This window comes from Vibrio sp. Vb1554 (assembly GCF_033344235.1).
This window is the reverse complement of record NZ_JAWPOJ010000015.1, coordinates 21,385-47,595: the sequence shown is the minus strand read 5'-3', so window position 1 is coordinate 47,595 and position 26,211 is coordinate 21,385. Positions and strand designations below refer to the sequence as shown.

General features: G+C 44.8%; 21 protein-coding genes. 9 read left to right on the top strand and 12 right to left on the bottom strand.

Annotated elements, in window-relative coordinates:
* Window positions 1–20: 20 nt before the first annotated feature.
* The 6 genes from apaH to lptD all read right to left on the bottom strand — a co-directional run bounded on the left by apaH (window position 21) and on the right by lptD (window position 6,775).
* Window positions 21–821 (bottom strand): bis(5'-nucleosyl)-tetraphosphatase (symmetrical) ApaH, encoded by an 801-nt coding sequence (apaH, locus tag R8N28_RS13760; RefSeq protein WP_262602495.1) that lies wholly within the window; start codon window positions 819–821, stop codon window positions 21–23.
* Window positions 822–836: 15 nt separating this feature from the next.
* On the bottom strand, window positions 837–1,217 hold the full coding sequence (gene apaG / locus R8N28_RS13755; protein WP_005379668.1) for a Co2+/Mg2+ efflux protein ApaG: 381 nt from the start codon (window positions 1,215–1,217) through the stop codon (window positions 837–839).
* Between the two features lie 75 nt (window positions 1,218–1,292).
* The gene (gene rsmA / locus R8N28_RS13750) at window positions 1,293–2,102 is read right to left on the bottom strand and encodes a 16S rRNA (adenine(1518)-N(6)/adenine(1519)-N(6))-dimethyltransferase RsmA (protein WP_005379669.1); all 810 of its coding nucleotides are present in this window, start codon (window positions 2,100–2,102) and stop codon (window positions 1,293–1,295) included.
* Window positions 2,099–3,097 (bottom strand): 4-hydroxythreonine-4-phosphate dehydrogenase PdxA, encoded by a 999-nt coding sequence (gene pdxA / locus R8N28_RS13745; RefSeq protein ID WP_262635428.1) that lies wholly within the window; start codon window positions 3,095–3,097, stop codon window positions 2,099–2,101. Before pdxA ends, rsmA begins: the two co-directional genes overlap by 4 nt.
* On the bottom strand, window positions 3,087–4,370 hold the full coding sequence (gene surA, locus R8N28_RS13740; protein ID WP_053306855.1) for a peptidylprolyl isomerase SurA: 1,284 nt from the start codon (window positions 4,368–4,370) through the stop codon (window positions 3,087–3,089). Before surA ends, pdxA begins: the two co-directional genes overlap by 11 nt.
* 59 nt (window positions 4,371–4,429) lie before the next feature.
* Entirely contained in the window at window positions 4,430–6,775 is a 2,346-nt protein-coding gene (lptD, locus tag R8N28_RS13735; RefSeq protein WP_005379673.1) for an LPS assembly protein LptD, read from the bottom strand.
* 266 nt (window positions 6,776–7,041) lie between these two features.
* Between lptD and djlA the strand changes: the two genes are divergently transcribed.
* The gene (gene djlA / locus R8N28_RS13730) at window positions 7,042–7,896 is read left to right on the top strand and encodes a co-chaperone DjlA (protein WP_005383076.1); all 855 of its coding nucleotides are present in this window, start codon (window positions 7,042–7,044) and stop codon (window positions 7,894–7,896) included.
* 141 nt (window positions 7,897–8,037) lie between these two features.
* Here djlA and R8N28_RS13725 read toward each other — a convergent pair whose 3' ends face one another.
* From R8N28_RS13725 to leuA, 5 genes are all read right to left on the bottom strand, one after another.
* Entirely contained in the window at window positions 8,038–8,820 is a 783-nt protein-coding gene (locus tag R8N28_RS13725) for a DUF547 domain-containing protein (RefSeq protein ID WP_170893667.1), read from the bottom strand.
* A gap of 335 nt (window positions 8,821–9,155) precedes the next feature.
* Window positions 9,156–9,758: a 3-isopropylmalate dehydratase small subunit gene (leuD, locus tag R8N28_RS13720; protein WP_318183386.1), complete on the bottom strand. Its 603-nt coding sequence runs from the start codon at window positions 9,756–9,758 to the stop codon at window positions 9,156–9,158.
* Window positions 9,759–9,769: 11 nt separating this feature from the next.
* Window positions 9,770–11,170, bottom strand: a complete 1,401-nt coding sequence (leuC, locus tag R8N28_RS13715) for a 3-isopropylmalate dehydratase large subunit (RefSeq protein WP_167415662.1) — start codon at window positions 11,168–11,170, stop codon at window positions 9,770–9,772.
* 110 nt (window positions 11,171–11,280) lie between these two features.
* Window positions 11,281–12,372: a 3-isopropylmalate dehydrogenase gene (leuB, locus tag R8N28_RS13710; protein ID WP_005383068.1), complete on the bottom strand. Its 1,092-nt coding sequence runs from the start codon at window positions 12,370–12,372 to the stop codon at window positions 11,281–11,283.
* 82 nt (window positions 12,373–12,454) lie between these two features.
* Window positions 12,455–14,002 (bottom strand): 2-isopropylmalate synthase, encoded by a 1,548-nt coding sequence (gene leuA, locus R8N28_RS13705; protein WP_005379685.1) that lies wholly within the window; start codon window positions 14,000–14,002, stop codon window positions 12,455–12,457.
* A gap of 519 nt (window positions 14,003–14,521) precedes the next feature.
* On the opposite strand from leuA, the gene R8N28_RS13700 reads away from it, so the two are divergent.
* The 8 genes from R8N28_RS13700 (at window position 14,522) to R8N28_RS13665 (ending at window position 25,348) form a co-directional block, all read left to right on the top strand.
* Window positions 14,522–15,319: an SH3 domain-containing protein gene (locus R8N28_RS13700; RefSeq protein ID WP_203345701.1), complete on the top strand. Its 798-nt coding sequence runs from the start codon at window positions 14,522–14,524 to the stop codon at window positions 15,317–15,319.
* A 152-nt stretch (window positions 15,320–15,471) separates the two neighbouring features.
* The gene (locus R8N28_RS13695; protein ID WP_033906038.1) at window positions 15,472–16,020 is read left to right on the top strand and encodes a phosphatase PAP2 family protein; all 549 of its coding nucleotides are present in this window, start codon (window positions 15,472–15,474) and stop codon (window positions 16,018–16,020) included.
* Between the two features lie 3 nt (window positions 16,021–16,023).
* On the top strand, window positions 16,024–17,070 hold the full coding sequence (locus tag R8N28_RS13690; RefSeq protein WP_005379691.1) for an MJ1255/VC2487 family glycosyltransferase: 1,047 nt from the start codon (window positions 16,024–16,026) through the stop codon (window positions 17,068–17,070).
* Between the two features lie 555 nt (window positions 17,071–17,625).
* The gene (calR, locus tag R8N28_RS13685) at window positions 17,626–18,585 is read left to right on the top strand and encodes a LysR family transcriptional regulator CalR (RefSeq protein ID WP_005379693.1); all 960 of its coding nucleotides are present in this window, start codon (window positions 17,626–17,628) and stop codon (window positions 18,583–18,585) included.
* A 293-nt stretch (window positions 18,586–18,878) separates the two neighbouring features.
* Window positions 18,879–20,687, top strand: a complete 1,809-nt coding sequence (locus tag R8N28_RS13680) for an AMP-dependent synthetase/ligase (RefSeq protein ID WP_005379694.1) — start codon at window positions 18,879–18,881, stop codon at window positions 20,685–20,687.
* Window positions 20,688–21,136: 449 nt separating this feature from the next.
* Window positions 21,137–22,861 carry an acetolactate synthase 3 large subunit gene (locus R8N28_RS13675; protein ID WP_005379695.1) on the top strand — a complete coding sequence of 575 codons (1,725 nt, stop codon included), beginning with the start codon at window positions 21,137–21,139 and terminating at the stop codon, window positions 22,859–22,861.
* Between the two features lies 1 nt (window position 22,862).
* On the top strand, window positions 22,863–23,357 hold the full coding sequence (gene ilvN, locus R8N28_RS13670; protein WP_005379697.1) for an acetolactate synthase small subunit: 495 nt from the start codon (window positions 22,863–22,865) through the stop codon (window positions 23,355–23,357).
* Window positions 23,358–23,467: 110 nt separating this feature from the next.
* Window positions 23,468–25,348 (top strand): GGDEF domain-containing protein, encoded by a 1,881-nt coding sequence (locus tag R8N28_RS13665; protein WP_005379698.1) that lies wholly within the window; start codon window positions 23,468–23,470, stop codon window positions 25,346–25,348.
* Window positions 25,349–25,402: 54 nt separating this feature from the next.
* Here the strand turns inward: R8N28_RS13665 and R8N28_RS13660 are convergent, their stop codons facing one another.
* The gene (locus tag R8N28_RS13660; RefSeq protein WP_206959325.1) at window positions 25,403–26,089 is read right to left on the bottom strand and encodes a GntR family transcriptional regulator; all 687 of its coding nucleotides are present in this window, start codon (window positions 26,087–26,089) and stop codon (window positions 25,403–25,405) included.
* Between the last annotated feature and the right edge of the window lie 122 nt (window positions 26,090–26,211).

The window sequence follows — 26,211 nt, the reverse complement described above, 5'->3', positions numbered from 1 at the left end:
TATCGACTGTTATTCAGTGTTTAACTTAACGCATCCTGAGTAAAAATTTTCTTATCTTCCCAACGGATCATGGTTAGGCTTCCGCCCCAAACACAGCCAGTATCTAGCCCGATGACTTCGCTGTTCATATAACCTTGCAGTGCAGCCCAGTGCCCAAAGAGCACCGCTTTGTTTAAGTGGATACGTTTAGGCACCTCAAACCATGGAATAAGTTCGTTACCGGAAACTTGTTGCGGTGGCAATTTACAATCCATATCCAAACGACCATCAGGGAAACAAAAGCGCATCCGCGTAAAAGCATTGATAATATAACGGTATCGGTCCAAACCCTGTAGATAGTCATCCCAGGAATCCGGTTGATTGCTGTACATGTTTTTTAATAGCCAAGGCAGCTCTTCACTTTGGATGATGCGCTCAACTTCACGGGCACACTTTCTCGCTGTTTTTAGATTCCACTGCGGTGATATGCCAGCGTGACACATCACGAACTCGTCATGCTCGGCCAATAGAGGTTGCTGAGCTAGCCATGTCAGTAATTCCTCTTTGTCAGGGGCCGTGAAAATAGGTGCGGTTCTATCTTTGTCTTTGACCTTTTTTATCCCGTGAGCCACTGCGAGAAGGTGAAGGTCGTGATTACCAAGCACCACGATTGCGCCAAGTGACTTCACAAAGCGTAACGTTTCTAGTGATTTAGGCCCTCTGGCGACCAAATCACCAGCAAGCCAAAGTTGGTCTTTTTTCGCAGAGAAAGATACTTTTTCTAGTAGTCGCTGCAATTCATCAAAACAGCCTTGGATGTCACCAACAATATAGGTAGCCACTGAATCTCCAATTTACTAATTTAAAACATTTGGAACAGCCAAGCGAAATGGTTCGATTTCGGTGATGAACTCTTGCCCTTTCTCATCCAGCATTTTGTAGTGTCCTTGCATAACGCCGACAGGGGTTTCTAACGCGGTTCCGCTACTGTACGTGTATTCATCATTGCTTGGAATAAAGGGCTGCTGGCCTACCACTCCGTCACCTTCAACCGTCATTTGCTTGCCATTCGAGTCTGTGATTAGCCAGCGGCGGCTCACTAACTGTACGGTTTGCTGGCTAAGGTTTTTGATGGTGATGATATAAGCGAAAACGTAGCGTTGTAGCTCTGGGTTGGACTGTTCTTCGATGTATTTGGTGTGAACTTGAATTTTGATGCAAGGTTGAATGACGTCCATGTGCACTCCTCAGAAACGTAATATCCCAATAATAATAAGCCAAACCTACAAGGGTTTGGCTCATTGTTTGAGTTCTTAGTGCTGCGGGTTATCCGCAAGCCAGTTCGCCATTGCGACGAATTGTTCTAGCGTCAGGTTCTCTGGACGCATGCTTGGATTAACACCTAGTTCTTCTAGTACTTCTGTGCTTAACAACGATTTGTAGCAGTTACGAACTGTTTTACGACGTTGGTTAAAGCCTTCACGACAAACGCGATCGAGCAAACGCAGATCTTTCGCCGGGCATGGCAGCTCTTCGTAAGGTACTAAACGAACAACGGCAGAATCCACTTTCGGTGGTGGAACGAATGCCGTTGGCGGTACTTCCAGTACCGGTACCACTTTACAGTAGTACTGAGCCATTACCGTTAAACGGCCGTAAGCTTTGCTGCCAGGGCCGGCGGCTAAGCGGTTTACCACTTCTTTTTGCAACATAAAGTGCATGTCTTGAATGTCTTTATGGAACTCAAAAAGGTGGAACATCAATGGTGTAGAGATGTTGTACGGCAAGTTACCAAAAATGCGCAGCTTGTTGTTTGGCTTCACTAGTTGAGTGAAGTCAAAACGCATAGCGTCACCCTCATGGATGGTCAACTTATCTGCCAGTTCAGGGTGAGTACGTAGGCGTTCCGCCAGATCGCGGTCTAATTCGATAACTGTGAACTTATCTACTTCACGACCTACTGGCTCAGTAATTGCTCCAAGACCAGGACCGATTTCAACCAGGTTTTGACCTGGTTTTGGGTTAATCGCTGATACGATTCCATCAATAATGTATGGATCGTTCAGGAAGTTTTGACCAAAACGTTTACGCGCTTTGTGTCCTAAATGGACATCATTTCTCATTGTTTCTTCTCTACCAAATCTATCGCATGCGTGAGCGCTGTTCGGAAACTCCCTGTATCCGCTTGACCTGTCCCTGCCAGATCTAATGCAGTACCGTGGTCCACCGATGTTCTAATAAAAGGTAGACCAAGAGTAATGTTTACTGAACGACCAAAGCCTTTGTATTTCAATACTGGCAACACTTGATCATGGTACATGCCTAAAACAGCATCAGCATCATTTAAATATTTTTCATTGAAAATGGTATCAGCCGGCAGAGGGCCGATCAGGTTGATACCTTTTTCTTGTCGAATTTTTTCCAGTGTCGGAGTGATGGTTTCGATCTCTTCACGACCTAAGCAGCCATCTTCGCCAGCATGAGGGTTAAGCCCGCAAACGTAGATGTTTGGTTGTGCGATAGCAAACTTTTCTACAAGGTCTTTATGAAGAATATCGATGATTTTTTCTAATCGCTCTTCGGTGACAGCTTTGGACACATAAGCTAAAGGAATATGTGTTGTAACCAGCGCCACGCGTAGTCCTTCCGTTGCTAGCATCATTACGACTAGCGGCGTTTGTGACTTCTCGGCGAAAAATTCAGTATGACCACTGAATGCAACACCTGCGCGATTAATCACCCCCTTATGAACAGGGCCGGTGACAATAGCATCAAATTCATCATTCATACAGCCTAAAGCCGCTCTTTCTAGCGTTTTTAGTACATAGTGGCCATTCGCTTCATTGAGCTCGCCTGCGACCGCAGGTTCCGATATTTGGATATGGTCAACGATAAGCGTGCCCGCTTTTTGTGCTTTAGGTGCTTCTTCTGGTTTGTAATCAGACAGTTGGACTTCGATGCCAAGCTGCTTGGCTCGCTCCGTCAGCATATTCTTATCGGCACAGACGACAATTTGGTGCGCCCAATCTTCTTTCGATAGGGCAAGCACTAAGTCTGGGCCGATACCCGCAGGTTCCCCTGCGGTTACGACAATTCTACGAATTGTATTAGTTGTCATTGTTGTCATCCACGATTTCAACAAACGCACTTGCGCGTAGCTCTTGCATCCATGCGCCCGCTTCTTCATTAAATTTACGGTTAAATAGAATACGGTAAGCTTTGTTCTTCATCGCTGAGTCAGTACGGTCAACTTGGCGACGATCCAACACTTCAACGATATGCCAGCCGTGAACGGTTTTGAACGGTTCGCTGATTGAGCCAACTGGCAGAGTTTCTACTTGGTGCTTGAATTCTGGCACGTAAAGATCTGGTGTTTGATAACCTAGTTCACCGTCTTGTGCTGCCGAGCCAGGATCTTGACTGTATTGTGTTGCCAATTGAGCGAACGTTGCTTCACCGGCTTTGATGCGGCGTACAAATTCATTCAGTTGCTTCTTCGCCCCTTCGTCGCTCAGAATCACTGTTGGTTTAATCAAAATATGACGCGCATTTACTTCCGTTACCGCAACCGTTTCTAGGCCTTTTACATCCTCTATTTTTAGGATGTGGAAACCAACGCCACTACGGAATGGACCAATAATGCTGCCTTTGTTTTGCATCTTGATCTGATCAGCAAAGATGGTTGGCATCTCTTCTTTACGCATCCAGCCCCAGTCACCACCTTGTAAAGCTTTAGGACCTTTAGAGTAGGTGTAGGCCATCTCCGTAAAATCTGCACCTTCGTTTAGCTTTTTCGCGAGCGCTTTAGCTTCTGCTTCTACAGCAGATTTTTCTTTATCGTCAGAGAAGCGCAGTTGAATGTGTCCAATTTTGTATTGAACAGTCGCATTGGTTTCTTGTGATAGTTGCTCAGCAAGGCTATCTACCTCTGCTGGAAGGATATTAATACGGCGACGAACCAGTGCATTGCGGGCTTCTGATGCGGCGATTTCCTTACGAATTTGTTCGCGGAATTCTGGGTAACTTAAACCTTCACTTTCTACAGAAGCGGCGAGTTGTTCTACTGTTTGCTCATTATTACGTGCGATCTCTGCAATCGCTTGGTTTAAACGGTTGTCGTCAATACGCACACCAATACGGTCTGCTTCTTGGCCTTGCAACGTGTCAATGATAAGTTTTTCAACAACTTGTTCTTTTAATACGCTGGTAGAAGGTAAGCTCTTTCCACTTTGACGTGCGTTGGCTTGCAGCGTTTTCATCGCTGTTTCGATGTCGCTTTGTAGAACTACACCGTCGTTCACGATGACCGCAACCTTATCGATCTCTACTGGTGCTGCAACCGCTCCGCAAGAGAGTAGGGTCGTGAATAAGATTGATTTCCAAATTTTCATTTAAAATTCCGTCAGTATTTTTGAATAGGCGTCTTATTCATTTAAGACGCCTATTTTGATTAATTGTTCAGATAGAATGGGCGGCCGTACTTAATCGCGTTGTCAGAACCATCCAGTTCTTTGACAGCAGTGTCTTCACGCTGGTTGGTCGCAAAGCCTTGAATACCGAAGTTAACGCTGAAGTTATTTTCGTATTCAGGTGATGCCCCGGTGCTGCCGATAGCTTGGTCTTCCCAACCAAGCAATTGGTTTGAGTAAGTGACGCCAATGTACCAACAGTCAGATTGGTAACGTAGGCTCGCTAACCATTCTAGGTCCGCATTTTCATTGAGGTCGTAGTAGTATTGACCACTCGCAGACCAGTTCGGGTTGAACTCGTAGGCCGCTACAATACCTGCTTGAGAAATACCTTTACGAGTAATTGTGTCTAGGTTTTCGAGAATGATCGTATCTTCGATGTATTCACGCGTAACGTAGCGATAGTTACCCTGAATAAAGCCGCCGTTGAATTGGTATTCCAAGGTACTGTTTGCCAACTGCATGGAGCTCAAATCAATATCGTATTGAATTCCACCGTGATAGAACAAGTAATCGTTGTAGTTGAAATCAGCTTCAATCGCCCATGATGAGTAATTGGTTGTCTCATCCGGAAGATTTGGGCTGTTGCTCAGTTTGGTCTTTTTATCGAAGTAGTAAATCTGACCAAATGAAACGTTAAGACGCTCTTTATAGTCATCATCAAAGAAGCGAGTACTCGCACCGTAGCTTAACTGGTTCGCCGAGGCGATTTTATCAATGCCACTGTACTTACGACTGCGGAATAGCCCGTAGTAGTCGGTTTGTAGCAAGGTGGTATCGTAGTTGTAGATGTTGGTTTGATCTTCTTCAGGTACGTACAAGTACTGCAGCTGAGGCTCCAGTGTTTGTGTGTAGCCCTTGATCCAGCTTGTATCTCGCTCTAAGTAAAGTTGCGCATGCGTACGGAACTCAGGAATAACACGAGAAACTTCATCATCCAACTGGTTTTGCAAGTTTACATCTGTCAAACCCGTTAAGTCTTGAGAGTAATACGTAGAGAGCACACGCGCTTCTGTTGTCCACGTTGCCCATGAGTTTGAGAGTGGTAATGTAAGCCCTGGTTCAATGTGAACACGGGTCGCATTTGGTCGCGCAGCATCGCTGGTATCGAAGCGGCTGACTTGGCTCTTCACGTCAAAGTTAAGGTAGTCTCCCCACAACGGCGTGTAGTAGTTCAAGTCTAACTGAGGAAGCAGGCGATAAGGGCGGTTCTCTTCTTTCAATAAGATTTGGAAGTCACGAACGGTTAACGAGGCATCCCAGAAGTCAGAACGATATTGTACTTGTCCTTCTTGAACCAGTTGACCATCTTCACGGTTACCAATATCGGAGTCGAGATCAAGGAAGTAATCAATATCACTCACTTTTGAGTAATCAACTTTGACTATCCACTGTTTATTGATGATACCGTCGTGTTTAACTTGGTAGCCCCAACGAGACTCGTCCTGATATTTGCGATCACTATTGAGGTATTCGCCTTTGATTTCCCCATTTCCCCAACCATCTGTTAGGTAGCGGAAATCAGTATCGAGTTTTGTACCACGTTGCTGCATATAGAGCGTGGTGAGTGTCATGTCATATTGAGGCGCGATGTTCCAATAGAATGGCACCTCGACTTCCATACCATCACTAGAACCGTACGATAAAGAAGGGAAGAGGAAACCCGTTTTACGCGTATCTCCAATTGGCATGGTTAGATACGGCACATAGAAAACAGGCACATCTAACACTTCAAATCGAGGATGGTGCAGCGTCGCTGTCTCTTCATCTTGGTCAACATCGATGCCTGACGCAACCAATCGCCATGAATTATCGCCTTGAGGGCACGATGTGATAGAGCCATCTTCGAGTTCATAAACCGACTGACCTGTGCGAGCGATATAGGCTGCAGTGCCTCGGCCTTGTTGGCAAAGGAACTGATAATCGGTGTTCTCAAGTGAAAACGTATCTTGATTAATGTCGTTAGTAACACGATCAGATCGAGCTTTGACTTGGCCGTCATTGAAAGTCACGTTGCCTTCGGCAACCACGACGTTGTCTTGTTGGTGCAGCGTTACGCTATCTGCGGTAATTTTCTTCTGGCCTTGGGTGACTTGTACATTACCTGAGTACTGAGCTTTGTCACCATTGATGGCTTGCAGGGTGTCAGCTTCTACCACTACTGGGGTATTAAGAGCGTCCTCCTCGCCACTTGTATCGACCAAACATTGATCTGTGGCGGGCATTTCCTGCACACTATCATGGATATTCGCTTCAGCTTGAGTGGTGGGTACAAACAAGGCGGTGCTGATAGAGGCCGCTAAAAATGTGCGGGAGAAATGTTGCATTGAATTGAACTTTCCTGTGTCACTACTACTCGATGGCTATAGGGCTTGTTGTACCCTAGCGTAATAGCCAAATGAATCAACTATAGTCGCATTTATCCCAGCGTATTGATTCACTGTGGCATAATGACGACAAAATAGCTGCAAAGATAAGCAGGCGAAATGGCCTAGCCGAAATAAAACTAATTCCATTATCATAAAGGAAATCGTTGCATCCGGCACTATAAGACCGCCGTCGTCGATAAAAATTCATTGATAGAGAACACATAATGCATATTTTTGGCAAAATTCTGGGTGCCTTTTTTGGCTTGTTACTTGGCGGGCCGCTAGGTTTACTCTTTGGCTTATTTATTGGCCATCAATTCGATAAAGCACGTCGCTTGAGTCAAGCCGGGTTCTCTACTGGCGGCTTTGGAAAAGGGCCAAGTCAAGCTCAGCGCCAAGAAGAGTTTTTTAAAGCGGCGTTTGCGGTAATGGGACATGTGGCAAAAGCGAAAGGCCAAGTCACCAAAGAGGAAATCCAACTGGCTTCAGCCATGATGGACCGCATGAATTTGCATGGCGAACAGCGTCGCGCAGCGCAAGACGCGTTTCGTGAAGGTAAAGACAGCGACTTTCCGTTAGAAGATGTTCTTGTTCGTGTGAAAATTTCGACAGCTGGTCGCTTTGACTTGTTGCAATTTTTCTTAGAGCTGCAAATCTCGGCGGCTTTTGCAGATGGCTCAATCCACCCGAGTGAACGAAATGTACTACACAAAATTGCACGTGGTTTGGGTTTCTCTTCTGAGCAATTAGAGCGTCGTTTGCAAATGCAAGAAGCCGCATTTCGTTTCCAAAGCCAGGGCGGTTTTCATGGTCAGCATCAAGGCCAATCTTCAGGTGGTAGCTGGCAACAAGCTTCACAAGCGGATCAGTTGGCCGACGCGTACAAAATTCTGGATGTGTCTTCAGATGCAGACAGTAAAACCGTTAAGCGTGCTTATCGTAAACTGATGAACGAGCATCACCCGGACAAATTGATGGCTAAAGGTTTACCACCAGAGATGATGAACGTCGCGAAAGAGAAATCTCAAGAGATTCAAAACGCTTACGATCTTATTAAGAAGGTTAAAGGCTTTAAGTAGCCGGACGTTTTCTATCAAACATTTGGATGTAAAAAAGGGTACTCAGTGCCCTTTTTTCATGTCTTAGTCTTTGAGTTGCCGGTGTCTTTAGCTTTTGGCCTATTATGTCCCTAATGCTAATTGACCTCACATCCCCCCAGTTTAGTTGGCTTGATTCAAGTCCCAATCGTATTCGTATTTCACTTTGCCAGAGAAGTTTTTGTATTGCGGTGCGTACTTTGCGATGTGTTTGAAGATTTGTTTTTCTCCACCAAAGTCCGTTGCAAACCAATCATAAATAGAAGACAGCTGTGCCGTGTTACCTTGGATAGATACGCCTTTGCTGCTGTTGATAAATGTTTTGGCGGCACTATCCAGTAGAGCTTGCGTGTTGTCAGCAGTGAATGCTTGAGCTTGTAGGTTAGGGCATCCCAAACTTGCACAATTTACGGCGTAATGCGTTCTTGGGTCATTCCAAATTGGACGCAAAATTCGATGTTCAATATCGTTTAAAGTTAGATCCTTCCCGTTGACCACGACCACATCGTCTCCCCAAGGACCAAAGCTAAATAAACCACCTAGCTTGGTGATTGATTCGACTGGATAGTTATCCAAAATAAGATCTACCGTGATGGCGTTGTAAAGGTTTACCCAATAGGCATATTGCTCTGCTTGGCTGTATTGTAGAGGGTCTAGTTTTGCCAAACGCTGGATGTATTGTTTCAGCTTGGTTTTATCGACAGAGGAGACTTGGCTGTAACGAAACAAGGTATTCTCGCCTTGTTCAACTAAATAAGTATCGAGTAGTTGTTGCCATTCTTGATGAGAAATTTGGGTTTGGTTGGCTTGATTCGATTGTTTCCAATATGGCCATAAGTCGGATTTTGGAGCGGAAAATGTCGAGAAAGAAACCAGAGCACACAACAGCAATAACAGACGCTTCATAGAGATACCTTTGAATGAGATATTGTTGATAGTGTAGACCAGTTTAGTGCTTGTTTTCTTTCAGTAATCAGTGGTCTTTATTCGCCGTCATTCTGAGGAGCATAAGCGATATCAGGAATCTAATACCCACAAACTCTTGAGTAAAGACAGTATGAATCTGCACAGTGCGCTCTGGCAGTAGATCCTGAATTACACTCCTTCGTCGCTGTTCAGGATGACGAATTTCAACAGAGGCGTTCGGTATTCCGTAAGCAAAGCGATATAAAATCAGTTGTCTAAATAATTAAAAGGGCCGACAATTGCCAGCCCTTGATTTGTGTATTTACTAACGCGTCTTAACACAAGAAGCTTGGAATATTCGCTTCGTACTCGGCAATCTTATCTTTGTGCTGAAGGGTTAGACCAATGTTGTCCAAACCGTTTAGCAGGCAGTGACGACGGAACGAATCGATTTCAAAACTATATTCTTTGCCGTTGGCGCGAACCACATTCGCTTCTAGGTCGACCTCGATTTCTGCGCCTTCATTCGCCTCAACAAACTGGAAGATTTCATCCACTTCTTGCTCAGTCAAACGAACTGGCACCATTTGGTTGTTGATCGAGTTACCGTAAAAAATATCGGCAAAGCTTGGTGCGATCATCGCTTTGATGCCGTAATCCGCCAGTGCCCACGGTGCGTGCTCACGAGAAGAACCACAACCGAAGTTTTCACGCGCGAGCAAGATAGAAGCACCTTGGTAGCGAGGTGCGTTCATCACGAACTCTGGGTTTGGCTGTTCGCCAGCATCGTCTAGGAAGCGCCAGTCATGAAATAGGTGCTTACCAAACCCTAGGCGAGAGACCTTTTGCAGGAACTGCTTTGGAATGATGGCATCAGTATCTACGTTCGCTGCATCTAGAGGAACAACTAAGCCTGTGTGTTGTTTAAAGCCTGACATTTGTTTGCTCCTTAGTCTAGTTCACGAATATCTACAAAGTGACCAGCAATTGCTGCCGCCGCTGCCATCGCAGGGCTCACTAGGTGGGTACGGCCATCACGACCTTGGCGGCCTTCAAAGTTACGGTTTGAAGTAGACGCACAACGTTCATGTGGACCTAAACGGTCGTTGTTCATTGCTAGACACATTGAACAACCTGGTAGGCGCCATTCAAAGCCCGCTTCTTTAAAGATCACGTCCAAACCTTCCGCTTCTGCTTGCGCTTTTACTTGCTCAGAGCCAGGAACGATGAGCGCTTGAACGTGAGACGCGACTTTGCGACCTTTCGCTACTTCAGCGGCTGCGCGCATGTCTTCGATACGTGAGTTAGTACAAGAACCAACGAAGACTTTATCGACGTTGTAATCAGACAATGACTTGCCCGCTTCTAGACCCATGTAAGCCAATGCTTTTTCTGCCGAGGCTTTTTCTACTGGGTCCGCAAAGCTCTCTGGTGCTGGGATCGGCTGGTCTACCGCGATTACTTGACCTGGGTTTGTGCCCCAAGTGACTTGTGGTTTGATGTCTGCACCGTTCAGCGTTACTACGGCATCAAACTGAGCATCATCGTCAGTTTTTAACGTCTTCCAGTATTCTACTGCTGCATCAAAGTCCGCACCTTGAGGGGAGAATTTACGGCCTTTAATGTATTCGAATGTGGTTTCATCTGGTGCAATCAAACCGGCTTTTGCACCTAACTCAATCGCCATATTACATACGGTCATACGACCTTCCATTGAAAGGTCAGTGATCGCTTCACCACAGAATTCAACTACGTAACCGGTACCGCCTGCTGCTGTGGTTTCACCGATGATTGCTAGCACAATGTCTTTCGCAGTAATGCCCGGAGCTACTTTGCCTTTCACTTCGATCTTCATCGTTTTAGCGCGCGCTTGTTTTAGCGTTTGAGTCGCTAATACGTGCTCAACTTCAGATGTACCAATACCAAAAGCTAGCGAGCCGAATGCACCGTGTGTAGCAGTGTGTGAGTCACCACAAACAATGGTCATGCCCGGTAGGGTAATACCAAGCTCTGGGCCCATAACATGCACAATACCTTGGTATTTGTGGTTGATGTCGTAAAGCGTAACGCCAAACTCTTCACAGTTTTTCGATAGCGTTTCCATCTGGATACGAGCCATCTCACCCGATGCGTTGATGTCTTTGGTGGTTGTCGAAACGTTGTGGTCCATGGTGGCAAAAGTTTTGCTGACCTGACGCACTTTACGACCTTTTTCACGCAAGCCGTCAAATGCTTGCGGAGACGTCACTTCATGTACCAAGTGACGGTCGATGTACAAGATTGGGTTTTCCCCTTCTGCTGCGACGGCAACGTGTGCGTCGTAGACTTTTTCGTATAATGTTTTGCCCATTGTTTGCTTCCTTTCCTCGTTATCCTTGTTGCTTTGTTTTAGCACCAATGACTTAGAGGTAAGTCATTGGTGGATAGAGGATTTAGTATTTATTATGAATCTGTTTTGTATTAAGAGTTTAAGATGTACTCAGCGATCTTATCGCCCATCTCAGACGTCGAAAGTGCAGGGTTGTCACCAGCAAGGTCACCCGTTAGCTCACCCGCTGATAGTGCTTTTGAAACTGCCGTTTCGATGTCTTGTGCCGCTGTTTCCTCACCTAGGCTATAACGCAGCATCAGTGCAGCAGATAGGATTTGTGCCACAGGGTTAGCGATGTTCTTACCTGCGATATCTGGTGCACTGCCGCCTGCTGGCTCGTACAGACCGAATTTGCTTTCGTTTAGACTTGCTGATGGCAACATACCCATAGAGCCTGTGATCATCGCGCATTCATCAGAAATGATGTCGCCGAAGATGTTTGAACACAGCATTACGTCGAACTGAGCAGGGTCTTTGATAAGCTGCATAGTCGCGTTATCAATGTACATATGTGACAACTCGACATCTGGGTAGTCTTTTGCGATTTCTTCGACTACTTCACGCCATAAGATAGAGCTTTGTAGAACGTTCGCTTTGTCGATAGAGCACACTTTCTTGCGACGTAGACGAGCAGATTCAAAAGCGATTTTTGCAATACGTTCGATCTCAAAGCGGTGGTACACCTCAGTATCAAATGCTTTTTCTGTTGCGCCTTCACCTTCACGACCTTTCGGTTGGCCGAAGTAGATACCACCCGTCAGTTCACGGACTACCACGATGTCAAAGCCGCGACCCGAGATGTCTGCACGTAGCGGTGAGAAAGCTTCAAGACCTGAGTGAATTTGCGCTGGACGTAAGTTACAGAACAGTTGGAAGTGTTTGCGTAGTGGCAGTAGGGCACCGCGTTCAGGTTGGTCATTTGGTGGTAAGTGCTCCCACTTAGGGCCGCCAACCGAGCCGAATAAGACTGCATCAGACTCTTCACATGCTTTTATTGTGCTCTCCGGAAGTGGACAACCGTGATTGTCGATCGCGATACCACCGACATCATGCTCGTCACGCTCAAACGCAATACCATGTTTCTTTTCGATTGCATCCAATACTTTATGTGCCTGCGCCATTACTTCCGGGCCAATGCCGTCACCGGGTAGGACGGCAATTTTGTACGATTTGTCTGTCATGTTAATCCTTTAAGTTTTCTAATTTTGAGCTTAATTATTTCAACGAGCGTGTTCTTTCCTGAGCCGTGTAGCCCGGTTGTTATTACACAGTCGCAATCTTTTTCTGCTTCATTTCTTCGATTTTATCTGCACGATGAATGCTGTTAATAACGTGCAATAATGCTTGGCCGGAAGCCTCAACGATGTCGGTGGAAACACCCGTACCGTGGTATTTGCGACCTTTGTAGTTGGCAATGATGTCTGCTTGACCCAAACCATCTTCACCTTCACCTTTCGCGGTTAGGTCGAATTTATCCAGAACGATGTCGTAGCCTGTCACGCGGTAGATACATTGGTATAGCGCATCAACTGGGCCATTACCGACCGCTGCTTCACACATTTCTTCATCACCGCATTGCATTTTGATGCTGGTGGTAGCCATTACGCTGCCAGACTGCACGCTTAGGTAGCTCAATTTGTAGAAGTCATCTTCTTCACGCAAGTTCGAGAAGTGCATTAGGGCTTCTAGGTCGTAATCGAACACTTGGCCTTTGCGGTCAGCAAGTTTCAAGAAATCCGCATACAGTGCGTCTAGGTTGTACTCGTCTTCGTTGTAACCCATGGTGTCCATATGGCTCTTCACGGCAGCGCGACCGCTGCGGCTGGTTAGGTTCAGAGCTTGGTTTTTTAGGCCAATAGACTCAGGGGTCATGATTTCGTAGGTATTCTTATTCTTCAACATGCCATCTTGGTGGATGCCTGAAGAGTGGCTAAACGCATTTGCACCCACAATTGCTTTGTTGCTTTGAATAGGCATATTGCATAGCTGGCTAACCAACTTACTGGTGCGGTGAATTTCATCATGCTTAATGCCAGTGTGAACGCCCAAAAACTCTTGACGAGTCTTGATGATCATTGCGATCTCTTCAAGTGAACAGTTACCCGCTCGCTCTCCAATGCCATTGATCGTGCCTTCTATCTGACGTGCGCCAGCTTGAACGGCGGCAATAGAGTTGGCAACTGACATCCCCAAATCGTCGTGACAGTGAACGGAGATGATCGCTTTATCAATGTTCGGAACGCGGTTAAATAGAGTTTCAATAATCCCACCAAACTCACTTGGTACGGTGTAGCCAACGGTATCTGGAATGTTGATTGTACTCGCACCTGCATTGATGGCGGCTTCTACCATGCGACATAGGTTGTCGATTGGAGTACGACCAGCATCTTCACAAGAAAACTCGACATCATCAGTGTAGTTACGTGCATGTTTAACGGCGTTGACTGCCATTTCTAGTACATCGTCGTAGCTGCGGCGTAGTTTGTCTTCTACGTGAATGGTGGAAGTGGCTAAAAACGTGTGAATACGGAATTGGTCAGCCACTTTTAATGCTTCAGCGGCAGCATCAATGTCTTTCGCAACGGCACGCGAAAGGGCACAAACTCGACTGTTTTTTATGTTTTTTGCGATAGTTTGTACAGACTCGAAATCACCTGGTGAAGAGATTGGGAAGCCAGCTTCGATAACATCAACGCCGAGTCTTTCCAGCGCATAGGCAATCTGCAGTTTTTCTTTAACCGTCAAGCTTGCTGACAACGCTTGCTCGCCATCACGCAATGTGGTGTCGAATATAATGACCTGATCGTTCATGTTTGCTTCCTTCCTGATTTCTGCACTTTTGCGCAAGTGAATCGTTTACTTCCAGTATTTAGATATAAAAAAACCCGCATTCTCATGCGGGTTCTTAGAAATTGGTGTGGTTATTTTTCTTCCACAGCCTACCCGCGCGAACTGGTCACGATCAGGAGGAGGCTAAGCAGGATAGAAAAATGAGCTGACATAGTTGTTAAGCTTTCCACATAATTAAGTTAACAAATTAGTACCGCACTCCATGAAGCGCGTCAACCCTAAAGTCGATTTTTTATTCATATCGGATGAGTCTTTTCGTTTGCTTGAAAAAAATGATGCACTAAGTGAAACGACATGATGCGATAGAAACGTGCTAGAAGAAGTAAGTTCTCATCAAGTTTGCGACGTTTCATTACCAAAACAAGCATCGGGATTGCGACTTGTCACACAAAGGTTCGAATTGTTTGGCAAAAGTTTTGAATGACCATTTATAGTAGTGCAGTTGCACTAGGTAAAAGAAATATAAGGGTTAGGGAAAGAATGAGGTTAACAAAACAATTTGGACGTTCAGCCATAGTATTTACTCTGGTCAGCTTGTCGGGTTGTCAGCTGTTTCAATCGCAGACCTATGTGGAAGTGGCTTCCCCCGTTGTTATGAATGATCACTCACAGAGCGTCATGGTCATCAATGATCAAATGGACCGATTTTTGAGTTATGAAGGACGCGAATCGTTCTTGAATCAGATGCTTGTTGCCCTTGAGTCTGACAGCCGAAATAAGTTTAAAGGTAAAGATCCGGAAACGTATTCTTGGTGGAAGATCCGTGTCCAGCCTAGTGAGAAACAGCAAGCGGAAGTTTTCCGACCAACCACTGAAGGTGTCGATACCTCAAACCCAGTAGAGTTTATGGATGTCTCTTACCGCTCTAAGACCACATTAAACCTACGCTCCAAACCGAGTCTTGAAGGGGCAAAGCTTGGCGTATTATCGAAAGGGGAAGTCTTTAATGTGCTAGCAAAAGTGGTTGATCAACCTTGGTTTCTCGTTGAACAGAAAGGAGTGATAAAAGGTTATGTCCATAAGGATTATGCGCGCAGCAATGTGATAAATCGTGACATTTTATCTACTCAGCCTAACCCTCTACTAGAGCCTAACTCGAGTAAAACGGAGCAAACGAGTATAGAGCATGAACTGTCGGGAAACTATACTTGCCGCTCACTGAGCTATGAGCTTACAAAAGATGGCGACATGACGACGGGCTCTTTGCGCGCCTGCCGCAAGAAGAGAAAAGTCTGGTATATAGACACCCCTCAACCGCAACTATCAAACCCTTCTTAATGTTCTATTTTTATGGTTATGCCCAATAGATAAATTGTTGGGCGCACCTTAATTTGGCCTTTGTCATTAATTGTCCAAACTCCCGTCATGCTGTTGTCACCTAAACCTCCTACTTTTCACACAAAGGCGTTGTCAAAGTAAGGAAAGGTCACATGCGAACCATAGAGACAATTACACAGCCAATTGCAACCATTGCTAAGTTTGATTTAGCGCTCTCTAGTGTTTGTCTTAAGCACCGTTTTAATCAACAAGTCGCCAATATCAGTAAAGGAGTTTCCCACAGTGGTGACGGGCATCTTTACTTGGTGTTGGGGTTATTAGCTTGGTATTTAGATAAGGAGCAAGGAGTCTGGTTTTTACTGGCGGGTTTACTTGCTTTTGCTATCGAGCTACCAATTTATTGGACGCTGAAAAATAGTTTTAAGCGTCGTCGCCCTGAAGAGCTTAATGCACTCCTTCCTGCTTTTATTACCCCCTCTGATCGCTACAGTCTTCCTTCAGGACACACTGCCGCTGCGTTTGTCATGGCGACGCTGATTGACCATTTCTATCCGAGCCTAGGCGTTGCTGCATTCTTTTGGGCAAGTTTAATTGGAACCGCGCGAATCTTATTGGGTGTGCACTTTTTTACCGATGTCATCATTGGTGCACTGCTTGGCAGTCTTTGTGGTGGATTAGCGATTGCGATGTTAGGAGGCTAATTGATGAAAATCTTGTACGGTGTTCAAGGGACAGGAAACGGACATATTGCACGCGCAAGGGCGATGAGTCATGCGTTTAAAGAGCACGATGTTGAGGTCGACTTTTTGTTTTCTGGGCGAGCGCCGGAAAAATACTTTTCAATGGAAGCATTTGGCGATTACCAGACTCGCCGAGGCTTCACCTTTATTACCGAAAAAGGCTCTGTAAACTACGCGAAAACAGCATTGAATAACAATTTGGTGCAGTTTTTCAAAGAAGTTAAGCAACTCGATCTGTCGTCCTACGATCTTATCATTAATGATTTCGAACCTGTGACTGCGTGGGCAGCGAGACAACAAAATAAGCCTTCTATTGGTATCAGCCACCAAAATGCTTTCCGTTATCCAGTGCCACTAAAGGGAGCAAGTTGGTTAGATAAATCCGTCATTGAATACTTTGCGCCTTCTCAACATCACCTTGGTTTGCATTGGCATCATTTTGATCAACCTTTGTTACCACCGATAGTGCATACCGTCGATAGCCAAGCAGAAAACGACGACTTCGTGTTGGTGTATCTACCGTTCGAATCGATTGAAGATATCTCGGACTTATTGTTCCACTTTAATCAACAAGCGTTTATCTGTTATCACCCGGATGTGATCGAATGTGAGCAGGTAGAAAACATAGAACTGCGCCCTTTATGCCACAGCAACTTCCAGCATCATTTGCATCGCTGTAGTGGTGTCATTGCTAATGGTGGGTTTGAGCTTCCTTCAGAAGCCTTGTCTTTGGGGAAAAAATTGTTACTAAAGCCACTCGCGGGTCAATTCGAGCAGCAGAGCAATGTTGCGACCTTAGAAGATTTAGGGCTTGCGATGTCGATGGAGAGCTTAGACATTTCCGCAGTACGCCAGTGGCTAAAGGAGCAACAAGCCGAAAGTGTGAAATACCCAGATGTTGCTCAGGCTATTGTTCATTGGGTACTGCAAGGTGCATGGGATTCAAAAGCAGAGTTATCCAGACAGCTGTGGGAGCAGGTTGATTTTCCAAGTTACGTGTCGAACATTTAAGTACGTTGTTCTAAGTACATTGTTCCTTCCATTTTTGACACGATTTTGTTGCAGCCTTTCTGTTTGGAAGGCTGCATTTTTATTCTTCCTCTCTCATTTCTATTCAGTGTGTATTTGCTGATAATTTGACTGATAAGTGCAAAATTCAATCAGAGATATAGCTGTCATCTGTTGTTCTTATTCCAACTAATAACTGAGCTAAATGCATGCTTGTGTTGACCGCCTGTCCTATCAATTTGCTAAATACGTCCTCAAAGAATGCATTTTTACGTGTTTTATAGTTTTTTATGTTTTTATCAAGTATTTGTTATTTAACAAATAAATACCTAATTGGCTAAAATTTACTGATTAAATATCAATCTAGTTGCGAAACCGCAATCGATTAGTTGATAGTACAGTTCGAGCCGGAAGTATCCGGACGATAAATATAATAAAAAGTTAGGTTATCTATTCGTAAAATGATTCGAATCCAGCCGCCGTCTTTTGTGCGAGATGGGATTCTATTCGTTATGAATTTAATGAACAAAGTTGACGATTACAAAAGAGGCGCACTCAATGTTAGAGAAGAAAGACGCGATGAGCGCAATTGCTAGCTACCGTATGGAAAGCACTTTGCGTGGTGTAGATTTAAACCTACTGACTGTATTTGATGCTGTAATGCAAGAGCAAAATATTACTCGTGCAGCACATAACCTAGGCATGTCTCAACCGGCAGTAAGTAACGCCGTGGCACGCTTAAAAGTGATGTTTAACGACGAGCTATTCATGCGCCAAGGCCGTGGTATTCAGCCTACGCAACGAGCTCGTCAACTGTTTGGCCCTATTCGCCAAGCACTACAGCTGATTCGCAATGAACTTCCTAGCTCTGTATTCCAACCAGAATCTTCGACTCGCTTATTCAAGCTTGCGATTTGCAGCCCTTGTGACATGCGTTTTGCTCCGAAGATCATGGCAAAAGTGAATCAACAAGCACCAAACGTTCAGCTTCACCTAGATGCAGAATTTGACCGTTTGTTGTCTGAGCGTATGCGCTACCAAGAAATTGATTTCGTGATCGACTACGCTCGTTTTGATGAGCAAGGTTTCTCAAGTACTGAAATCTTCAAAGATGAATTAGTGGTTATCGCATCAAAAACACACCCACGCATTCAAGGTGGTGTGACGGCTGAGCAACTGCTTAACGAAAAGCATGCGAAGTTATCGAAAGTGCATGGCCAACGTAGTTTCTCAGAGCAAGCGTACCGTGAACTGGATTGCCAAGCGGCGTATGAAGGTTCTAGTTTAAGCAACCTACTATACGTGGTGGGTCAATCTGAGCTTGTGACTATTGCACCACGTTGGATGGCGGAAAATGCGGTAAACAGCGATCAACTGCAAATTCTTGATTTCCCATTTGCGAACAAAGAAATCAGCGGCTTCTTAAGCTGGCATGAATCAAGCGAAAAAGATAAAGGCCACATTTGGCTGCGCGATCAACTGATGATCACTTGTGGTGAAGTCGTTGCCGCAAAATAAGATGACGTTTGGTCTTCTCGATTAGACCATATTGGTAATCATCAATTTTTACAATTCATTGGTCCCCGAGCGATTTTTGTCTCTCGGGGCTTTTTGTTTTCGTAATAAACAATCTAAACAGTAAGTTAAATAGAGTAATCATTCAGCAATTTGAGGTACGTTCGCGACGTATAAGTGATAGTTGTCTCTTATTAGTGATAAGTTTGATACTGGTCAGTTGCGTTTTAGCAAGCCGTGAGTACACTTGTTCGCTCAATTAGCTTACGCCTGTAAGCCAAAAGGTAAGTAAAAGAATGGCCAAGTTAGATTTTCATATCGTTAAACGTATTCGTGAACAAATTGCGAACGGTGGTACACGCGTTGCACTCAAGCATAAAGTGGGTGAGGAGTGGCAAGGTATTACGTGGACGCAATTTGGTCAGCAAGTTGATGCTTTATCACTTGCACTTTTGGCTCAGGGATTAGGAGTCCAAGATAAGATCGGCATTTTCTCGAACAACATGCCGCAATGGACGATCGCTGATATCGCAGCACTGCAATTACGCAGCGTGACAGTACCTATTTACCCAACCAATACTGCCGCCCAGTCGGCGTACATCATTAACAATGCAGACGTCAAAGTTCTGTTTGTTGGTGAACAGCCTCAATTTGATGCAGCAGTGAGCATTTTCGACCAGTGCGAACAGTTAGAGCTCATTGTTGCGATGTCTGATGATATAGAACTTGGCGATCATGATTTCGTTATCTCTTGGCAAGCATTTGTTGCCAAAGGCGACGCTACATATCAAGTTGAATTGGACGCGCGTTTAGATCAGGCAAAAGAAGATGATCTACTCACGCTGATCTACACCTCGGGTACAACAGGCCAGCCAAAAGGCGTTATGTTGGACTACGCAAACATTGCGGCGCAATTGGAAGGGCACGATCAGCGCTTGAGCCTTTCTCAAAGTGACGTGTCATTATGTTTCCTTCCGTTGTCACACGTATTTGAGCGCGCTTGGACCTTTTATGTATTGTACAAAGGGGCGACCAACTGCTATTTGCAAGACACCATGCAAGTACGTGATGCACTGAGCCAGGTGCGACCTACCGTGATGTGTGCCGTACCGCGTTTCTATGAGAAGATCTTCTCTGCGATTCACGAGAAAGTGTCTCGCGCGCCGATTCACCGTAAGATCATGTTTACTTGGGCAGTCAACATGGGCGCAAAAATGGCCGCTTGTCATCAAGAAAAACGTCAGCCATCGCTCTTGCTGCGTAAGTCATACGCTTTGGCGGATAAGTTGGTTCTGAGCAAACTGCGTGCGCTACTTGGCGGGCAAATCAACTTTATGCCTTGTGGCGGTGCAAAGTTGGATGAAACCATCGGTCGATTCTTCCATGCGATTGGTATCAACGTTAAGTTGGGCTACGGTATGACTGAAACCACGGCGACAGTATCGTGTTGGGATGATAAATGTTTTAACCCCGACTCTATTGGTATGTCGATGCCTGGCGCACAGGTTAAGATCGGCGAAAACAACGAGATTCTGGTTCGTGGTCCAATGGTGATGCGTGGCTATTACAAAATGCCAGAAGAGACGGAAAAGACCTTTGATGAGCACGGTTTCCTAAAAACGGGCGACGCTGGTTACATTGATGAAAATGGCAACTTGTTCATCACCGATCGTATCAAAGAGTTGATGAAAACTTCAGGTGGTAAATACATCGCTCCACAAATGATTGAAGGTGCGATTGGTAAAGACCACTTCATCGAGCAAATCGCAGTCATTGCGGATACTCGTAAGTTTGTTTCTGCGCTTATCGTGCCTTGTTATGACTCGCTAGAAGAGTACGCGAAAGAGCTGAATATCAAATATCACGATCGCGTTGAGTTGATTAAGCACCACCAGGTGGTCGAAATGCTTGAGAAGCGGGTGAACGATCTTCAAAAAGAGTTGGCAAAGTTTGAACAAGTGAAGAAGTTTAAATTGTTACCAAGAGCTTTCTCTATGGATGATGGTGAGTTAACGCCAACTCAAAAACTTCGTCGTAAAGTCATCAATGACAAATACCAAGATGAAATTGAAGAAATGTATAAGGAAAAGTCGGATAAAAAGTAACTTAAGCTGACTTAGATTTTATATTGATGAAAAAATCCCCAGTGATGTGATCGCGCATTGCTGGGGATTTTTGTTTGTATTGATTTTTTCTGCTCTGCTCGTCAAATAACGCTATTTCGCCCTCTGTAGCTAAAAGCTTATGAAATAATGTTCTTTTTTTGAGCGTTGAGTTTTTAGGTTGTACTGTGAAATAGGAGATGTGTGGCTGCTATTCCTACTAACATTCTAATTACTAGTATCTTGTTTAAAAAGTAGATCAATCTCTCATTAGACCCTTTGATAATAAAACGTTACATTTGTTGGGTAACCTTGCGGGATGTTATGACGAACGCAAGACATAGCCGAAAACGTGGAAGTATTTCGATTAGGCTACGAATAAGACCTAGACTATGTAAAACCAGACCAATCCGTTGACCTTACGGTGAGGAAACTGGCTAAGGAGAGCAATTATGACAGCAATGTTGTCAGGCGCAGAGATGGTGGTTCAATCTCTGATAGAAGAGCACGTAGAGCAGATCTTTGGCTACCCAGGTGGCTCTGTTTTGGATATCTACGATGCACTGCATGCCAAAACCGATCAAATCAAACACGTACTTGTAAGGCATGAGCAAGCCGCCACTCATATGGCAGATGGTTACGCTCGAGCTACCGGTAAACCGGGTGTCGTACTTGTGTGCTCGGGGCCGGGCGCGACCAATACCATTACGGGTATTGCAACAGCGTATATGGACTCTATCCCAATGATCGTTATCTCGGGTAACGTACCGAATAGCCTAATTGGTAATGATGCTTTCCAAGAGTGTGACATCGTCGGTGTCTCCCGCCCAGTGGTCAAACACAGCTTTTTAGTAAAAAAAGCGGAAGATATTCCTGAAACAATCAAAAAAGCGTTTTATATCGCGACTACAGGTCGACCTGGTCCAGTTGTGATTGATTTGCCAAAAGATGTAATGAACCCGCAAATCAAACTGCCTTATCAATATCCAGAAACGCTTTCAATGCGCTCTTACAAGCCGACAACTTCGGGCCATAAAGGCCAGATTAAAAAAGCGCTTAAATCGCTATTAGAAGCGAAAAAACCAGTGCTTTATATCGGTGGTGGTGCGGTGATTTCTGGCGCCCATGAACATATTTTAGAGCTTTCCGACAAACTGAACCTACCCGTTGTGAGTACTTTGATGGGCTTGGGGGCATTCCCGGGTACACATAAAAACTCACTGGGCATGTTGGGTATGCACGGCACTTACGAAGCTAATATGGCAATGCATGAAGCGGATCTTATTTTTGGTATCGGTGTGCGTTTTGATGACCGTACAACCAACAACCTTGAAAAGTACTGCCCAAACGCAAAAGTGATGCATATTGATATCGATCCGTCATCGATCTCGAAAAACGTGAAAGTGGATTTGCCGATCGTAGGTTCTGCGGAAAAAGTGCTGACAACCATGCTCGGGCTGCTTGCAGAGCAAGGTAGTGGAAATGATCAAGATGCTATCACCGCATGGTGGGATGACATTCAAGTATGGCGTGACCGTAACTGCTTGTCTTATGAAACGTCTCCAGAACGAATCAAGCCACAGCAAGTAATTGAAACGCTGCACAAGCTAACTAATGGTGACGCATATGTGGCGTCTGATGTGGGCCAGCATCAGATGTTTGCGGCGTTGTACTACCCATTCAATAAGCCGCGCCGTTGGATAAACTCTGGTGGTCTTGGCACCATGGGATTTGGTCTTCCGGCTGGCATGGGCGTGAAGTTTGCCATGCCACAAGAAGAGGTCGTGGTTGTGACTGGTGACGGCAGTATTCAGATGAATATTCAAGAATTGTCGACAGCCATGCAATACGACATTCCGGTGAAGATCATCAACCTGAACAACCGATTCTTAGGCATGGTAAAACAGTGGCAAGACATTATTTATCAAGGTCGTCACTCTAATTCTTACATGAGTTCTGTTCCTGACTTTGCAGCGATTGCAGAAGCTTATGGTCACGTCGGTATTCGTATCGAAACGCCTGATCAGCTCGAAGAAGGGCTACAAAAAGCGTTGGATATGAAAGATCGTCTGGTGTTTGTGGACATCAACGTAGACGAAACCGAACACGTATACCCGATGCAAATCAAAGGTGAGGGTATGGATAAAATGTGGCTAAGCAAAACGGAGAGAACTTAATATGAGACACATTATTTCATTGCTATTGGAAAACCAACCGGGTGCGTTGTCTCGTGTTGTTGGTTTGTTCTCTCAACGTGGTTACAACATTGAATCTTTGACGGTATCACCGACTGATGATGAAACCCTGTCGCGAATGAACATTACCACGACATCTGATGAGATGCAGTTGGAACAAATTCAGAAGCAGTTACACAAATTGATCGATGTGCTGAAAGTACAAGAAGTCACCGAGTATGAGCACATTGAACGTGAACTGATGATGGTGAAAGTGAAAGCCAGTGGTTTTGCGCGAGCAGAAGTGAAGCGGACGGCAGACATCTTTCGTGGCCAGATCGTGGATGTCACGGCTTCTCAATACACCGTACAACTTGCGGGTACGAGTGAAAAGCTAGATGCCTTCATTCAAGCGATATCCGAAGTGACCGAGGTTGTCGAAGTTGCTCGTAGTGGTGTCGTTGGCATTGCGCGAGGAGAGCGAGCCCTCAAACCTTAACTCTCTGATTGCATATAGAAAAGCCACTTAATCTAAGTGGCTTTTTTGTTTAGAAAATAACAATTAATGATATAATTGTCGTTTTAGTAAGCATGATAGGCATTAGACGTGTGAAAGTACCTAAGCGAGTCGGCACCTTATTGGCGACAGCACTATTTTTTAGTGCACTCACTGCCGCTTACTACTATCAGAAATATCTGACGTTGTTAGAAAACAATGTTGAGAACACCGCTCAAGAAGCGTTACATCAATTGGCCTATACTGGCCGTGAATACAGCAATATTCAGGATCAAATCGAAACGATCAGTGACCTACTTGGTCACAGCCAAAGTCTGTATGAATATCTGCGCCAACCTAACCGGGTGAACCGTTCCATCTTAGAAGACATGTGGATCTCGGTCGCAATCAATCAAAAGTTGTATAAGCAAATTCGCTTTCTTGATGTTTCTGGTCGAGAAAAAGTTAGGATTAATTATGAGATTGAAACAGGCGCTGCGTTGCCCGCGATCAAATTGCAAAATAAGTCAGAGCGAGATTACTTTCAATTCGCTAAGAACTTAGACGATGGCGAAATCGCTTCGTGGGGGATAGGTTTAGAACGAGAGTATGGCGAGTTAGTCTATCCCTATAGCCCGTCACTGCGTATTTTGATGCCTATTTCGCTTAACGGAAAGCGCGAAGGGTATCTTGTGCTTAATGTTGATATTGACTATTTATCCTCTCGACTCAACTATTCGTCAGTGCTTGATTTCCATATTGAGCTGATTAAGAGTGACGGATTTTACATTGATAGCCCTAAATCAGCTCGTTTGTATGGCCATATAATTCCCGCTCGCTCTCAATTTAATTTTGGCCGGATGTACCCAAACATTTGGCGTAGTTTAAATTCAAAAGATTCGGGCTATGCTTACAATGGTTCGAATTTGGTCGCGTATCGCACCATCCAGTTTGTTTCTAGCGAACCTCTTCATCTGGTTATTGATCTTACCAATGAGCAGTTATTATCCCGAGCTCAGAGGGATATTGATGACTTAATCCAAGAAGCGTTTTTTGTTTTAAGTTTGGTGCTCGGCTTCACTTTGCCGACGGCAGCCCTTGCTCTGCATTATCGGCGTCATAGTATGGAATCGAAGTTGGCTCGAGCTGCTCTTGATGGTATGACTGCGGTGATGATCTCGGATGCTTCACATAGAATCATCATGGTTAATCAAGAGTTTGAAAACATGATGGGTTACTCAACCAAGCATGCCCAAGGTTGGAGTGCACATCATTTAATTCTCTTACCTGAAGATCTCGAAGCAAACCTGAGTATCTGGAAAACACTGAAGAGTGAACACGTATGGGAAGGGGAGATTCGTTGTCGAACTAAGTTTAATCAAGTCTTTACTGCAATAATGCGTATTCAGGCGAATTTAACCAAGTCAGGTAAAGTGAGTTATTACATTACGTCGCTGGTGGATATCTCTGGGCAAAAAGAGTTAGAAGAAAAATTACGAAACCTAAGCGAAAAAGATGGCTTGACGGGGTTGTGGAACCGCCGAAAATTTGAAGAGCAATTGGCGCAATATGCGGGGATTATTGAACGCTATCCTGATAGCCCTCCTGCTTGTTTGGCGTTGTTTGATATTGACCACTTTAAACGTATTAATGACGAGCTTGGCCACGACGAAGGAGACAAGGTGATTTGTAGTGTCGCAGAAACCCTCCTAGAAGAAGTCCGCAGCACAGACTTTGTATCTCGTGTCGGTGGTGAGGAATTTGCAGTGATTATGCCGCATACAACACTAGAAGAGGCTGAAATTGTATTGAACAGGCTACGTGTCGCGGTTCAAATGCGTAGTGATAGAGGCATTACTGTCAGTGCTGGGTATAGTGATTTAACCTCTGATCGTACAAGAACGTATAAATGTGCTGATATTGCTTTGTATGAGTCAAAAAGTGCAGGGCGTAACTGCGTATCGCTATGTCATAGTTATGATGATATTGCTTAGTGCTTTTACAAAAACGAAAAAACGGGGATAGACCCCCGCTTTTTAGTCTCAGCGTTATTCGCTAGCCAGTATGCGACATTGGTTGTCGATGGCGGCTTCGATACACTGTATTGACTGTCTCAAATAACGCTCTAGATAACCTAAAGCATCCTGACTCTTTTTGTCTAGCGATGCCTTCATCAGTATTTCTTGCTCATCGAGATTACAGTGCCCAGGGTTCCCTGTGCCTAAAATCTGCATCGCGAAGTATTGGTAGCGTTTAATTTGCGTGAGTAGATCGCGGAAAAACCCAAACATATTGACAGAGCCAGCACCTTCAAACAGCGCAGTAAGAAACTGATTTTGGCGCTCTTCCCATTCCCTCCAACAAAAGCTTTCGCCAGGTTTTACTCGGGATAACTTGTGATAAGCAGTTAGTACATCCAGTTCCCATTTTTCATCGCCAATCATAATTGCCTTACTGAGTAAGTATGCGGAGACCATTTGCAGGCTTTCGTACAAGTCATGTAACTCATCTTTACATACAGGTGCAACCCAGCAGCCTTTTTGCGGCTCGAGTTTGACGTACTTGCTCCAAGATAATTGCACCAATGCTTCTCGAATGGGTGACGCTCCTACGTTGTACTTCTCTTTGAGTTCGGCAACCACGAGTTTTTGACCTGGTTTAAGCTCGCCATCGAGAATATCCTGACGGATCATTCTTAATACTTTGTCGGTAAGAGTGGGACTAGACACATACACCTCATAGAAACTTTAATCGTGACGATAAAATTAAACAGTACGAAATTCTGATAGAGGTAAATAATACAATTAGCCTATTATGAGAGCAAGAAAGCCATATAAAAAAGGAGGGCATAAGCCCT